Here is a 14,630-nt window from a genome sequence, read left to right as displayed (position 1 = left end):
CGCCGCTATCAGGAATCACACAACAGGTGACCGGGGATTGATTTTATTGATGGTATACTGCCCGCCTTTATTATTGTGCCACCATCGCCAAAGAAACGAGATGCCCACTATGTCTGACGTCAATGCGGTAAAACATTTTTTGCTTAGCTTACAGGAAGATATCTGCCAGCAGCTTGCAGCGATCGATGGCGGAGCCGATTTCGCCAAAGATGAATGGCTACGTGCCGAGGGCGGCGGCGGGTGCAGTCGCGTGCTGTCCGGCGGACGCATCTTTGAACGCGCTGGCGTAAACTTTTCTCATATCATCGGTAAGTCGTTGCCGCCTTCAGCCAGTACACACCGTTCGGATCTGGCAGGCCGCAGCTTTCAGGCAATGGGCGTTTCGCTGGTGATTCATCCACTCAGCCCTTACCTCCCCACCAGCCATGCCAATGTGCGCTTGTTCATCGCCGAGAAACCGGGAGAAGAGCCGGTTTGGTGGTTTGGCGGCGGGTTCGATCTCACGCCTTATTATGGTTTCAAAGAGGACGCCGTGCACTGGCATCAGACCGCTCACGACCTGTGCCAGCCGTTCGGTGACGATGTGTACCCGCGTTATAAAAAGTGGTGCGACGATTATTTCTTCCTGAAGCACCGTAACGAAGCGCGCGGTATCGGCGGACTCTTCTTCGACGATCTCAACGAGCCAGATTTTGCTACCAGCTTTGCCTTCATTCGCGCCGTCGGTAATGGCTTCCTCGATGGCTATCTGCCCATCGTTGAACGGCGTAAAGATCTGCCGTGGGGAGAACGCGAGCGTGAATTCCAGCTCTATCGTCGTGGCCGCTATGTGGAATTTAACCTGATTTGGGATCGCGGTACGCTGTTTGGTCTGCAAAGCGGTGGACGCACCGAGTCAATTTTGATGTCTATGCCACCGCTGGCACGCTGGGAATACCAGCATCAGACTGAACCGGGTAGCCCGGAAGCCCTGCTATATCAAGATTTTTTACCGGCCAAAGACTGGCTGGCAGAAAGTCACACGCAAAACAAGGAAGCATAAGTCATGCAGATTTGGGTCGACGCCGACGCCTGTCCTAACGTCATCAAAGAAGTGCTATTTCGCGCGGCGGATCGCACACAAACGCAGGTCACGCTGGTTGCCAACCAGACCATAAAAGTACCGCCGTCGCGCTTTATTCGCACGCTGCGTGTCTCAGCGGGTTTTGACGTCGCCGACAATGAGATTGTGCAACGCGTTGAAGTCGGCGATCTGGTGATCACTGCGGATATTCCGCTGGCATCGGAAGTGATAGAAAAAGGCGGCATCGCGTTAAATCCACGCGGAGAGCGCTATACGCCAGATACCATTCGGGAACGGCTAAACATGCGGGACTTCATGGATACCATGCGCGCCAGCGGGATACAAACCGGTGGCCCCAGCGCATTAAATCAGCGGGACCGCCAGCAGTTCGCTAACGAGCTGGACAAGTGGTTGCAGCAGTTAAAAAAGCCATAATGACCTGAAAGACTCGCCATCCCACGTTTACTGCTGTTAACAGGCAAAGCAGGATGGCGATACTGACTTAGCGATACTTCCTTAGCGATAAACCGGCAGCAGATCGAGGCTGGCAAGGATGTGTATCAGCGCGGTGCTGATACCAAATAGCAGCACCAGCGCAATCATCGCATTGCCGCCCCGCACGCGGAACAGCGGGCTACCGAAGCGGCGACGCGATGCGTAAGCCAGCAATGCAGGCGTAATTACCGCCCATACGGCAGCGGCAAGCCCGGCAAAACCAATCGCATAAATAAAGCCATTCGGATACAACAGACCACCGATAACCGGCGGCAGAAACGTCACCAGCGCCGTTTTGGATCTTCCCATTCGGCTATCGTCAAACTTCAGTAAATCAGCCAGATAATCAAACAGCCCCAGCGTCACGCCGAGAAACGAACAGGCCACGGCAAAGTTGGAAAAGACGGTGAGCAACACATCCAGATAAGGGCTATTCAACACCCCACCCAACGCCTGCACCAACACATCGATATTCCCGCCCCGCTCCGCAATCCCGATAAAGTCAGGGCGAGCAATGTTTCCCATCGTGCCAATCAACCAGATGGAATACATTACCAGCGCCAGCAAACTGCCAATAAACAGACAGCGCTTGATGATCTGTGGTTCACGGCCGTAATGCTTCACCAGGCTGGGGACGTTGCCATGAAAACCAAAAGACGCCAGACAAAATGGCAATGTCATCAGCACATACGGAAGATAGCTGGGTGCCGATTCCGCCACATTCAACAATACCGTTGGCTTCACATTCCACAGCAGGCTGCCGAACGTCATGAAAAAGGTCAGTACTTTTGCCGCCAGAAAAAAAGCGGTCATGCGGCTCACTGCCGCAGTGCTCCACCACACGGTCAACGCGACAAACAGCGCAAACAGGCAACCGCCGATGCGTGCAGAGAAATCGATCGACATCTCAGCAAGCGTGTGATGGATGATTGAGCCACTCGCCGAAATGTAGGCGTAAGTCAGGATATAGAGGACAAAGGCAATCGATATTCCGTTAACGACATTCCAGCGCTTACCCAGCAGATCTTTGGTCAGCGTATCGAAGCTGGAGCCGGCCGGATAATTAAGGTTCGCCTCCAGTATCATTAGCCCCGAGTGATACATGCAAAACCAGGTAAACACCAGCACGGCAAATGACCAGAAAAACCAGGCCCCTGACATCACCACCGGCAGGGAAAACATCCCAGCGCCAATAATCGTCCCTGCAATAATCATCGACCCGCCAAACAGCGAAGGAAGACGCTTTCCTGCACCGCTTTTTTCTACTGTATTTTCGTTCACTGCGCGTGTTGCCATAACCGATATTCGCTCGTTGGATTTTTTTATCAAGTCCGGGGAATCTCCCCCTAAAGACGAGGCGGGATCATGGCATAAAACCAAAATTATTCCATTGATTCATCTTAGTCAGGCGACTATTTGGTCGATAAATTGCGATAAATAAAAAACCCAGCCGATTTCTGGCTGGGTTTGTCTGTATAACAGTAAATGACTTACAGCGGCTGGGTTTGTGCTTCTACCACCGCCAGCGCCACCATGTTCACGATCCGGCGTACCGAGGCAATCGGCGTCAGGATGTGTGCTGGTTTCGAGATACCCATCAGCACCGGGCCGACCGTCACGCCTTCTGAGGACGACACACGCAGCAGGTTATAGCTGATACGCGCAGACTCCATGTTCGGCATGATCAAGATGTTAGCCGAGCCTTTCAGCGGGCTGTCCGGCATTTGCTCGCGGCGGATCGCTTCCACCAGCGCGGCGTCGCCGTGCATCTCACCGTCGATCTCCAGCTCCGGTGCCAGCTTGTTGACCAGCGCCAGCGTTGCACGCATCTTCTGCGCCGTCGGAGAATCCGAGGTGCCGAAGCTGGAGTGCGACAGCAGCGCGACTTTCGGCTCGATACCGAAACGGCGTACGCTTTCTGCCGCCATCAGGGTGATTTCTGCCAGCTGTTCCGGCGTCGGATCGGCGTTAACATAGGTGTCGGCGATAAAGGTGTTGCCGCTTGGCAGCATCAGCGCGTTCATCGCGCCCGCAGCCTGCACACCTTCACGGTAGCCGAACACTTTCTCAACTACATCGAAATGCTCTTCATACGTGCCAATCGTGCCGCAAATCAGCGCATCTGCTTCGCCACGGTGAACCATGATGGCACCGATCAGCGTCGGGTTACCGATCACTGCACGCTGCGCTTTTTCCTGCGACACACCGCGACGCTTCATCAGATCGAAATACTCGCTCCAGTATTCTTTGAAGCGCGGATCCGATTCGTTGTTGACCACTTCGAAATCTTTACCGATGGTCAGTTGCAGCCCCAGCTTTTGCAGACGCATTTCGATGACGCTCGGACGACCAATCAGAATCGGGAACGCCAGACCCAGCGTCACCAGCTCCTGCGTGGCATGCAGCACACGCGCATCTTCACCTTCCGCGAATACCACGCGCTTCGGCTGCTGACGCGCCTGTGCGAAGATCGGCTTCATAAACAGGTTGGTTTTGTAGACGAACTGGGTCAGTTTTTCGATGTAGGCATCGAAATCTTCGATCGGACGCGTCGCCACGCCGGAATCCATCGCCGCCTTCGCCACCGCCGGTGCGATCTTGATGATCAGGCGCGGATCGAACGGTTTCGGGATCAGGTAATCCGGGCCGAATGACAGCTCCTGATCGCCGTAGGCAGATGCCACCACTTCACTCTGCTCCGCCAGCGCCAGATCGGCAATCGCATGCACGCAAGCCAGCTTCATCTCTTCGTTAATCGTGGTCGCGCCCACATCCAGCGCACCACGGAAGATGAACGGGAAGCACAGTACGTTGTTCACCTGATTCGGGTAGTCAGAACGGCCAGTACAGATGATCGCATCTGGGCGCACTTCCTTCGCCAGCGGCGGCAGAATTTCTGGTTCCGGGTTTGCCAGCGCCATGATCAACGGACGCGGTGCCATGGTTTTCACCATTTCCGGCGTCAACACGCCAGGACCGGAGCAGCCGAGGAAAATATCCGCATCAGGAATCACGTCTGCCAGCTTGCGAGCGCCATTATCGTCAATAGCGTAAGCGGCTTTGGTCTCTTCCATATTTTCGTCACGGCCATGGAAAATCACGCCGCGCGAATCACACACCACGATGTTGTGCTTCTGGAGACCCAGCGCCACCAGCAGGTTCAGACAGGCGATAGACGCTGCACCCGCACCGGACACTACCAGACGCACATCAGAGATATTTTTTTCTACTACGCGCAGGCCGTTCAGAACGGCGGCGGTACAGATGATCGCCGTGCCGTGCTGATCGTCATGGAAGACAGGAATCTTCATGCGCTCACGCAGTTTCTTCTCGATGTAGAAGCACTCCGGTGCCTTGATGTCTTCCAGATTGATACCGCCGAACGTCGGCTCCAGCGCGGCGATCACGTCGATCAGCTTGTCTGGATCCAGCTCGTCGACTTCGATATCGAAAACATCGATGCCAGAGAATTTTTTGAACAGAACGCCTTTGCCTTCCATCACCGGTTTACCGGCCAGTGCGCCGATATTGCCGAGGCCCAGAACGGCCGTTCCGTTAGAGATCACGGCGACCAGATTGCCGCGCGCAGTGTATTTGTAGGCAGCCAGCGGATCTGCTGCAATTTCCAGACAGGGAGCCGCGACGCCGGGAGAATACGCCAGCGCCAGATCGCGCTGCGTTGCCAGCGGCTTAGTCGGGGAAACCTGAATTTTGCCTGGAATCGGATACTGGTGGAAATCAAGGGCGCTTTGCTTTAGCTGTTCATCCATCTTATGTACCTTTTCGGTTTTGTTGTGTTGTGTCTGTAGGGTCAAGAGTACCCAGTATAGTGTTTGCGTATGGCTAAACTACCGAGGATGGCAAAAACTGAGGGGGAATGCTGGTTAATATAGTTATTTTATTTGACGGTTTTTCGTTCAGCAGCCGGATACGCTATAGCGGGAAATCGCGCGGTGCTGGCGCGGTTGAAGGACTATTATCTGCGAGCGAAACAGCGATATCGTGCGCAAAAGGATCGCAAGCTGCCACATTGTTTGTGATCCAGATCAATTAATTCATCTGACCACATTGCATGACTCCAGCACCGCATGCTGATATTGCGGCGCAACACCATAAGTTGCACCAGCCTATTTTTATCGCGGCGTGCTACTGCTACGGCAGGCAAGACCAAAGTAAAAATGCATTTCCTCTTTTTTAGAGGTGCATTTTTATTTTGGTCTTTTTTTTTTGGCCTAATTGGCGTCAACACAGGGTAAAACTATGGATTATCAAAAAATGAATTATCAAAAACTTGGGGTCGACATCCTCGCGTTAAGCGGCGGCAAACAGAACGTCAGCAAACTGACCCACTGCGCGACCCGCTTACGCTTTGAGTTTAACGACAGCGATGCTGTACAGGCAGAGGCGATTGCCAAACTCCCCGGCGTCATCAGCGTGGTGGATCGCGGCGGTCAGTTTCAGGTGGTCATCGGCAACGATGTCCAGATCGCCTATCGCGCGATTTTGAATGAAATTGGCGAGATGAACAGCCAGCGCACTGCCAGCGGTAAGGAACAACAGAAAAAAGGCGGCATTTTCACGCAAATCATCAGCGTAATCTCCACCACCTTCACGCCCGTTATCCCAGCGATTACTGGCGCAGGGATGATTAAAGCGCTGCTGGCGATCCTCAAGCTGACAGGGCTAATTTCCGCCGACAGCACGACCTATCGCCTGTTGGACACCATCTCCGATGCGGCCTTCTTCTTCCTGCCCGTCCTGCTGGCCTACGGTGCTTCCATCAAGTTCGCCTGCAACCCGATTCTGGCGATGACGATTGCTGGCGCACTGCTGCACCCGAATCTCGCTCAGCTACTGGCCTCCGGCGGCCCCATCAGCTTTATCGGTATTCCGGTGCGGCTGGCGGACTATGCCGGATCGGTATTGCCGATCATTCTCACCGTGTGGATCATGTCCTACATTGAGCGATTTGCTGAAAAAGTCTCACCGTCAATGATCACCTTCTTCACCAAACCGATGATCGTGCTGCTGTTTACCGCACCGCTCGCGCTGGTAGTGATTGGGCCTTTCGGGATTTTCCTCAACGATCTGGTCGCTAGCGGTGCGGCCATCATCGACGGAAAAGCGAGCTGGCTAATTCCGATGTTGATGGGCGGTCTGCAACCGTTTTTGGTGATCACCGGCACCGCCTGGGCGATGACGCCAATTGCCACCTCGCAGCTCACCCGCAACGGTTTCGAGATGATCAACGGGCCCGGCATGCTGGCCTCCAACATTGCGCAGGGTGCTGCCACGCTGTGCGTCGCGTTTAAAACCAAGAATAAGAATCTGAAACAGCTGGCTTCTTCCGCAGGCTTCACTGCTCTGCTGGGCATCACCGAGCCTTCCCTGTACGGGGTGACGCTGAAACTGAAGAAACCGCTGATTGCCGCCATGATCGGCGGGGGCTGTGCGGGGATCTATGCCGGACTGGCCGGGCTGGTTCGCTACGCCTTCGTCTCACCGGGTCTCGCGGCGCTGCCCGCTTTCATTGGTGAAAACCCGATGAACATCGTCCATGCGCTGATCACCTGCGCCATCGCAATTGTCGTCACGTTTGCGCTCACCTGGATCATGGGATTCGACGATCCGGTGGATGAAACCAACACCACACCAACCACCAATAGCCAGTCGACACAGGAAAAAGAGACCGTCAAAAAACCGCAGGCGGCGGAAGTCCATGCTGAACCGCAAGCGATTCTGAGTCCTCTGTCCGGCAAGCTGGTCGCGCTGAATGACATCAACGATGACGTGTTCTCACAGGGATTACTGGGACAAGGCGTGGCGATTATTCCTGACAAGGGCGAAGTGGTCGCGCCCGTCAGCGGCGAAATCATCACGTTCCTTGAGTCTAAACATGCCGTCGGTATCCGGACAGATAACGGTCTGGAGTTACTGATTCATGTCGGCCTAGACACAGTGAATCTCAACGGTAAGCACTTTACCGGCTATATCAAACCGGGTGACCGGGTTAGCGCGGGCGACAGGCTAATTAGCTTCGATCTGCATGAAATCACGCGTCTGGGCTACGACCCGATTACGCCAGTGGTGATCATCAACAGCGATGACTACGCCAGCGTCGTCTGTACCGCACCACAGCCGATCGCGCCACTGGATACGATCATTAAAGTGAACGCCTAATCCCCATAAAGGCATTGGGTGCACTGCCCGATGCCTCTTCCCGGATGTGAGAGAAAATATGCATTACCAACAGCAAAAACACTTCCCTGCGGGCTTTCTGTGGGGAGCCTCGACCTCGGCTTATCAGGTTGAAGGGGGCTGGCAGGCCGATGGAAAAAGCCCGTCGATCATTGATAAGTGCCAGCACCCGGAAAACACCGCCGACTTCACCGTCGCCAGCGATCACTACCACCGCTTTAAAGAAGACGTGCAGCTGTTTGCTGAACTGGGATTAAAGGCCTACCGCTTCTCTATCGCCTGGACGCGCATTCTTCCCGACGGCACGGGTGCCATCAATCCGCTGGGCATCGCGTTTTACAACAGCCTGATTGATGAGTTGAACGCGCACAATATCGAACCGGTCGTCACGCTCTACCATTTCGATTTGCCTTATTGTCTGGAAGCACAGGGGGGCTGGCAGAATCGCGCCACGATTGATGCCTTTGTTCACTACGCCCGCACGCTGTTTACCCATTTCGGCGACAAGGTGAAATACTGGCTGACGATTAATGAGCAGAACACCATGATTCTGCATCCCGGCGCAATTGGCCTGCCGGAAGGTGGCGTTTTGCCATCTAAAAAGGTGCTATATCAGCAGAACCATCACATGATGCTGGCGCAGGCGCAGGTCATGGCGTTGTGCCACGAACTCGCGCCCAATGGCCTGATTGGCCCGGCGATCAACACCACCTCCATGTATCAGGCCACCAGCAAGCCGGAAGATGCCATCGCCGCTCATAACTGGGAAACGCTGCGCTGCTGGAGCTTTCTGGATGTCGCGGTGCACGGCCGCTACAACGCGCTGGCCTGGCGTTATCTGGAAGATCGCGGTCTCGCACCGGAGACATTGCCCGGCGATGACGACATCCTACTGTCAGGCAAGCCCGACTACGTGGCGATTAACTACTACTCCACCGCGACCATTGCCGCCAGTAAAGGCGATGCATCGGATGTCAGCGCACGTGCGGGCGATCAGCAAATCATGCTGGGCGAACCCGGCGTCTATCGCGCAGCGGAAAACCCGCACGTGGATAAAACGCCTTATGGCTGGGTGATCGACCCCGTTGGCTTGCGCTTAACGCTGCGTAAAACCTACGAGCGCTATCACCTGCCAATCCTGATTACGGAAAATGGCATGGGCGCGCCGGATAAACTTGAGGCCGACGGCACGATCGACGATCAATATCGCATCGATTTTATTGCCCGCCACATTGAACAGATGCAGCTCGCTATCAGCGATGGCGTTGATCTTATTGGCTATTGTCCGTGGTCGGCGATCGACGTGGTCAGCACCCATCAGGGCTACGGTAAACGCTACGGATTTATTTATGTGAACCGTGATGAATTCGATCTGAAAGATCTGCGGCGCATCAAAAAGAAAAGTTTTTACTGGTATAAAGGTGTCATAGAATCAAATGGAGCGCGCTTATTTCCCCGCGCGCCCGTGATACCGCCGATACCCGGAACACCGTGTTAAAACGGGGATAAGCACGACGTCGGATATTTCACGTTGCAGGAAGCCGATTTCCCGCAACGTGACAAATTAGGTGCAGGCTTATCTCACTGACTTTTCTACCGAATCACTCAAGAAACGCATGATGGCTGAACCGATAAAAGCAATAAAAATACTGAACAATAGCCTGGTGTTATCTTCTGATGCAGATAACAACGAAATCATTGTTATGGGGAAAGGGATCGGTTTTAACAGCAAAACCGGCGATATTCTCGATCCAGCAAAAATTGAGAAGACCTTTATTCTCAAGGATGGCACATCGCCGCGCGAATTTGCTCGTCTGATTGAGCACGTCGGGGAGGAATATGTTCACATCGTGAATAAGATTATTGATGATGCGAACCGACAGCTTCATGGTCGCCTGAGCGAACAGGTCTTTTTTACGCTGATCGACCATATCAGCTTTGCGATTGAGCGTTATCGCAAAGGTATCAGCATACAAAACCGTCTGCTTTATGAAGTAAAACGGTTTTATCCGCAGGAGTTTGCGATTGCCTCGCGGGCGCTCAACGACATTAACCAGCAAATGAATCTGGAATTACCCGAAGAAGAAGCGGGCAATATCGCGTTCCATTTGGTCAATGCCCAAACCGACGTCCAGAATATGGAAAACACGCTCCAGTCGGTCAAGATGCTGAAAGATATATTTAATATTATTCAGTACAACTTCCATATCGTGATTGATAAAGAGTCGATTAACTACTCTCGTTTCCTGACGCATATGCAATTCTTTATTCAGCGTCTGTTGGAAAATAGCCTGATTCATTCAAACGATGACTTTATTTTTGAGCAGGTCACCAAAGAATATCCTGATGCGTATAAGTGCAGCAGACTGATCAAAGACTATATTCACAACCTGCTCAACATCGACATTTCTAACGATGAAATGCTGTACCTGATTATTCATATCGTCCGTATCACCCCAGAACAATAAAGTACTCCTAATAGGCGTGCGCAGTGCCGCTATTGGGTTGGATTCCCGCTCAGCAGGATCATGGGTATATCGTCTAATTGCCTTTGCTTTGCAATATTTATCCTTTAGCCTTCTCGCGAGTAGCATGAATAACAAAATGGACGCTATCACATTGTTTATCATAATGAAAAACACATCACTTTGTTCCTGTCAGCAATAACTAAAGTAACAAAACAGCCCGCTTATAACTTATAACCTTTTTTTATTTGTCTTGTTTTACCGTGACGATTAAAAGAGAAAAGGTGTCAAAAAATGCCGTTTGGCAAATCACATACCGCACAAGCCCCTTTCTTTTAATAAGAAAAACGCATTTATTTTTCCATGTCTGATGAAGAAAGGCATGTTAGCTAACCTGGGTAAAGACAATGAAAAAACATCGGTTTGCCTTTCCATTACTTATGCTTGGCGTATTGCCGCCGGCCTTTTCTGCCGATCAAAATGTCCCGACCACTCGCACCTTTCAGGTTCAGTCCGATGCGGCCTTAAAAGCCAAAGTGCCAGAGGCTGTGCTGCAAAAAGGATTTATCGTGGCGGGAACCAACCCCAATACGCCGCCAACCACCTTTTATCAGGAAGATAATAAAACGCTGGCGGGCCGAGAAATCGATGTCATGAATGCAATTGGTGACCGGCTGGGCGTACCGGTGAACTGGCACGATACCGGAGGGTTCGACAACATCATCCCTGGTCTCAAATCAGGCCGTTACGATGTTGCACTATCGAATATCAATGCAACGCCTAAGCGTCTTGAACAGATCGATTTCATCGGCTATTTCAATGCGTCAAAATTGGCCATCATTTCCCTTAAAGATGCTAACGTCGCTCCCTTTACTTCCCTCAGCGTGCTGTGCGGTAAAGAAGTTGGCGCGGGAGCGGGTACCACTCAGCTACTGCGCTTGCAGGAAGCCGACAAGCAGTGTGTAGCAGAACAGAAAGACGCGATAAAAATCGCGATCTTCCCAGATCGCCCGTCTGGCGTACAGGCGGTAATCAGTGGGCGCGTACCGCTATTCTTCGGCCCTTATGAAGGATTACGCTATCAGGTGAGTCAGGTGAAACGGCTAGCTATTAGTGGTGATATCGCCGTCAATGATGCGCCCGTCTCCATTGCGTTTCCTAAAGATTCCGCTCTGGAAGAAGCCGTTCAGGCCGCATTGAACTCACTGATTAAAGATGGCACATACCAGAAAATTTTAGATAAGTGGGATATCGGCTACGGCGCCGTCCCTGAGGCGAAACGTAACGCAGAGATCTTCGGATGAGTACGCCCTCGCCGCAGCAGGAACTACACATTGTTGCCAACCGACACTACGGGCGCTGGATCAGCGCCCTGCTGGTTCTGCTGCTGTTAGGCGCTATCGCCCATTCCGTACTGAACAACCCACGCTTTGAATGGCGGGTCGTTGTGGACAGTTTTACGGAAGACTCTATTCTTCAGGGCGTCATCATGACGCTGAAACTGACCGCCATTTCGGTAGTATTCGGCTTTGCCGGCGGCACAATACTGGCGCTGATGCGATTATCCAGCAACCCCGTGCTGGTCGCGGTCAGTTGGGGTTACACCTGGTTTTTCCGTGGCGTCCCGACGCTGGTGCAGCTGTTTCTCTGGTATAACATCGCAGCACTTTACCCGACGATTTCGCTCTCTCTGCCGTTTGTCGGCGAGCTTTTCAGCGTTTCCGGCAATACGCTCATCAGCCCGTTTAATGCTGCCGTACTGGCGCTGGTGATGCACCAGTCTGCCTATGCGGCGGAAATCGTTCGCGCAGGCATTCAAAGCGTCAATCCCGGTCAGTTAGAAGCGGCCCGAGCGCTGGGATATCGTAAACCGCAGATATTCTTCTACACCGTTCTGCCACAGGCGATGCGCGCCATCCTGCCTCCGGCGGGCAATGAGGTCATCGGCCAACTGAAAACCACAGCGGTGGTTTCCGTCATTTCGCTTCAGGATGTGCTGTATTCGGCACAGATTATTTATCAGCGAACCTATGAAGTCATCCCACTGCTGCTGGTTGCCACCATCTGGTATCTGCTGCTGACTTCCGTGCTATCTGTCGGCCAATACTATGTTGAGCGCTATTTCAGCCGTTCCACGCTCAAACGCAACAAGCCAGGTAAAAGCCGTAAACCGCGCGCCGCAAGGTTTACCCAGCATGCTCAGCCAGCGAACAGACCACAGCCCAGCGAATCGCCCAGCACCTGAATCGACAGATAGTGACACATCGGCAGCTGACGAGCGGTGCCGCGATCTCAATGAATCATGAAGGAAATCTCACTATGGGCGAAGCCATCACACTGCGGAACGTGCGTAAATCCCTGTCGGGAAACCTGATTTTAGATGATATCGATTTGCAGATGGAGCCCGGATCGGTGACCGCGATACTGGGGCCGTCCGGCGCGGGTAAATCAACGCTGCTACGCTGTATTAACCATCTGGAAAAACTCGATGGCGGCACCATTTGCGTTGGCGACACGCTGGTCGGGTATCGGCAGAAAGGCCTGCGACTCTATGAATTGAGTGATAAACAGATCGCTGCCCAGCGCAGCAAAATGGGGATGGTATTTCAGCACTTTAACCTGTTCCCTCACCGCACTGTGCTGCAAAACGTGAGTGATGCCCCGCTGCGCGTCAAAAAACGCCCTCGGCAGGAGGTGATCGATCAGGCATATTCGCTGCTGCGACAGGTTGGGCTGGTGGAAAAAGCCGAAGATTGGCCGCATCAGCTTTCCGGCGGCCAACAGCAGCGCGTGGCGATTGCCCGCGCCCTCGCCATGAACCCGCAGGTGATGCTCTTTGATGAACCCACTTCCGCGCTAGACCCTGAGCTGGTGGGAGAAGTACTTCAGGTGATCAAAAAGTTGGCACATTCAGGTATCACGATGGTCATCGTCACACACGAGATCGGCTTCGCTCGTGAGATCGCCGATAACATCGTATTTATGGAAAACGGTAGAATTATCGAAACCGGCCCAGCCAGACAGGTTCTGGACGCACCGCAAAACCGCCGCACGCAGGCCTTTTTCTCAACGGTGTTGTGATCGAGCGTAGGTGCCGTCAGTTATATCGCGTCGGGTTAGTGAACCCGTCGCATTTCTGAAGGCTTCATCGTATTTTTGAATAGTGTGTATTTTAAATGAATTAATCATTAGCTAATATCAGTCTCATAGAAAAGTTTTGGAAAATTTTTTGTGGCCACGATTACAGATATCGCTCAAAAAGCCGGTGTGGCAGCCTCAACCGTTTCTCGCGTACTTAATAACGACCCCAGTCTGTCCATAACCAAAGAAAAGCGCCAACTCATCAAGAAAATTGCCCATGAGCTGGCATATTTATCGCCGACACAACGTAAGCAGCAGAAAAAAAAGTTAGAGAACTCGCTCGTTGTCCGCTCTCATTTCAAAATGGATAATGACAATTTATTAAATCTCGCCGTCGTCCACTTTCTTACGCCCTCAGAAGAACTCAACGACCCTTATTTCACCGCAATGCGTATTGGCATTGAAAACCGCTGCCACCATTTTAATATTTCGTTACGCAATCTATTCACCACAAATTTATCATCCAATAGCCATACTTTATCTCAGGCGCAGGCGATCATTTGCGTAGGTCACTTTAGCGATAACGATATCGCCTTAATCTCTTCATTAAATAAAAACCTGATTTTTATCGATTCTGCCCCCCTCGATAAACAATGTGACGCCGTGCTTTTTGATCGGGAAGCGGCTGCGCGCGAAGTATTACATTACATTGTGAATAGCGGTGCTCAGCGCCCCGCATTTATAGGAAACAATGAGAGCCGATTGCATGTCTTTCAGGAGATAACGCAAAAACACGGTATCTATGACGAGTCGCGATGCAAGGTCAGTCAGTTATTCTGTATTGAGTCCGGCTATCAGGCGATGAATGAGTTGCTGCAACAAAAAGAGTGGCCTGATGTGGTGTTCGCGGCGACAGACATTATCGCTATTGGCGTGTACCGGGCGATTCAAGAGAAAGGTATTTCCATTCCGAGGCAAATAAAAGTGATTGGGATGAATGACATCCCCACAGCACAACATCTCAATCCCAGTTTGACCACAATGCGACTTTACCCCACTGAAATGGGCGAAGCCGCCGTCGATCTGTTTTTAGAGCTGGTGGCAGGACGCTATTATAAGAAACACGTACAGATTGGTTATGAGATGGTGTGGCGCGAAAGCTTCACGCTCAACGATGCCCTTCTATAATACGTTCCCTTATCTTCCCTACCCTTACAAATATACCCTAAATAATTCGAGTTGCGTGAAGGCGGCAACCGAGCGAATCCCCAGGAGCTTACACAAGTAAGTGACTGGGGTGAGTAAGGGCAGCCAACGCACAAGCAGCT

Annotated in this window: 11 protein-coding genes; 9 read left to right on the top strand and 2 right to left on the bottom strand. The window is 52.4% G+C overall.

Translation table 11 applies throughout. The features are described 5' to 3' along the window. Positions 1 to 109 precede the first annotated feature (109 nt). A complete protein-coding gene (hemF, locus tag BJJ97_RS09355) occupies positions 110 to 1,042 on the top strand; it encodes an oxygen-dependent coproporphyrinogen oxidase (RefSeq protein WP_095993758.1) in 933 nt (310 codons plus the stop codon). 3 nt (positions 1,043 to 1,045) lie between these two features. Further along, positions 1,046 to 1,498 (top strand): YaiI/YqxD family protein, encoded by a 453-nt coding sequence (locus BJJ97_RS09350; RefSeq protein WP_095701698.1) that lies wholly within the window; start codon positions 1,046 to 1,048, stop codon positions 1,496 to 1,498. A gap of 81 nt (positions 1,499 to 1,579) precedes the next feature. On the opposite strand, the gene mtr is transcribed toward BJJ97_RS09350, so the two are convergent. Together mtr and maeB are read right to left on the bottom strand one after the other, a co-directional pair. Then, entirely contained in the window at positions 1,580 to 2,854 is a 1,275-nt protein-coding gene (gene mtr, locus BJJ97_RS09345) for a tryptophan permease (protein WP_095993757.1), read from the bottom strand. A 194-nt stretch (positions 2,855 to 3,048) separates the two neighbouring features. Beyond that, entirely contained in the window at positions 3,049 to 5,328 is a 2,280-nt protein-coding gene (maeB, locus tag BJJ97_RS09340; RefSeq protein ID WP_095701696.1) for an NADP-dependent oxaloacetate-decarboxylating malate dehydrogenase, read from the bottom strand. Positions 5,329 to 5,833: 505 nt separating this feature from the next. On the opposite strand from maeB, the gene BJJ97_RS09335 reads away from it, so the two are divergent. The 7 genes from BJJ97_RS09335 (at position 5,834) to BJJ97_RS09305 (ending at position 14,490) form a co-directional block, all read left to right on the top strand. After that, the gene (locus BJJ97_RS09335; RefSeq protein WP_095995345.1) at positions 5,834 to 7,738 is read left to right on the top strand and encodes a beta-glucoside-specific PTS transporter subunit IIABC; all 1,905 of its coding nucleotides are present in this window, start codon (positions 5,834 to 5,836) and stop codon (positions 7,736 to 7,738) included. A gap of 58 nt (positions 7,739 to 7,796) precedes the next feature. Continuing rightward, positions 7,797 to 9,254, top strand: coding sequence for a glycoside hydrolase family 1 protein (locus BJJ97_RS09330; protein WP_095993756.1), 1,458 nt, complete (start codon positions 7,797 to 7,799; stop codon positions 9,252 to 9,254). Between the two features lie 121 nt (positions 9,255 to 9,375). Then, the gene (gene licT / locus BJJ97_RS09325) at positions 9,376 to 10,224 is read left to right on the top strand and encodes a BglG family transcription antiterminator LicT (RefSeq protein ID WP_095993755.1); all 849 of its coding nucleotides are present in this window, start codon (positions 9,376 to 9,378) and stop codon (positions 10,222 to 10,224) included. Positions 10,225 to 10,628: 404 nt separating this feature from the next. After that, positions 10,629 to 11,525 (top strand): ABC transporter substrate-binding protein, encoded by an 897-nt coding sequence (locus BJJ97_RS09320; protein WP_095701693.1) that lies wholly within the window; start codon positions 10,629 to 10,631, stop codon positions 11,523 to 11,525. Then, complete coding sequence (locus BJJ97_RS09315; RefSeq protein WP_095993754.1) at positions 11,522 to 12,466, top strand: amino acid ABC transporter permease; 945 nt, start codon at positions 11,522 to 11,524, stop codon at positions 12,464 to 12,466. Before BJJ97_RS09320 ends, BJJ97_RS09315 begins: the two co-directional genes overlap by 4 nt. A gap of 74 nt (positions 12,467 to 12,540) precedes the next feature. After that, positions 12,541 to 13,302, top strand: coding sequence for an amino acid ABC transporter ATP-binding protein (locus tag BJJ97_RS09310; RefSeq protein WP_095993753.1), 762 nt, complete (start codon positions 12,541 to 12,543; stop codon positions 13,300 to 13,302). A gap of 150 nt (positions 13,303 to 13,452) precedes the next feature. After that, positions 13,453 to 14,490, top strand: a complete 1,038-nt coding sequence (locus tag BJJ97_RS09305; protein WP_095993752.1) for a LacI family DNA-binding transcriptional regulator — start codon at positions 13,453 to 13,455, stop codon at positions 14,488 to 14,490. The last annotated feature ends 140 nt before the right edge of the window (positions 14,491 to 14,630 follow it).

The organism is Pectobacterium polaris (genome assembly GCF_002307355.1).
In the GTDB taxonomy this organism is placed as follows: Bacteria; Pseudomonadota; Gammaproteobacteria; order Enterobacterales; family Enterobacteriaceae; genus Pectobacterium; species Pectobacterium polare.
Note: the sequence above shows the minus strand (reverse complement) of the source record. Positions and strands in the feature narration are given on the sequence as shown.

Bases quoted from the DNA above. Each gene is read 5' to 3' on its own strand.
- BJJ97_RS09315 (WP_095993754.1), top strand. From the start codon at position 11,522: ATGAGTACGCCCTCGCCGCAGCAGGAACTACACATTGTTGCCAACCGA.
- BJJ97_RS09350 (WP_095701698.1), top strand. From the start codon at position 1,046: ATGCAGATTTGGGTCGACGCCGACGCCTGTCCTAACGTCATCAAAGAA.
- maeB (WP_095701696.1), bottom strand. From the start codon at position 5,328: ATGGATGAACAGCTAAAGCAAAGCGCCCTTGATTTCCACCAGTATCCG.
- hemF (WP_095993758.1), top strand. From the start codon at position 110: ATGTCTGACGTCAATGCGGTAAAACATTTTTTGCTTAGCTTACAGGAA.
- BJJ97_RS09335 (WP_095995345.1), top strand. From the start codon at position 5,834: ATGAATTATCAAAAACTTGGGGTCGACATCCTCGCGTTAAGCGGCGGC.
- BJJ97_RS09320 (WP_095701693.1), top strand. From the start codon at position 10,629: ATGAAAAAACATCGGTTTGCCTTTCCATTACTTATGCTTGGCGTATTG.
- licT (WP_095993755.1), top strand. From the start codon at position 9,376: ATGGCTGAACCGATAAAAGCAATAAAAATACTGAACAATAGCCTGGTG.
- BJJ97_RS09310 (WP_095993753.1), top strand. From the start codon at position 12,541: ATGGGCGAAGCCATCACACTGCGGAACGTGCGTAAATCCCTGTCGGGA.
- mtr (WP_095993757.1), bottom strand. From the start codon at position 2,854: ATGGCAACACGCGCAGTGAACGAAAATACAGTAGAAAAAAGCGGTGCA.
- BJJ97_RS09330 (WP_095993756.1), top strand. From the start codon at position 7,797: ATGCATTACCAACAGCAAAAACACTTCCCTGCGGGCTTTCTGTGGGGA.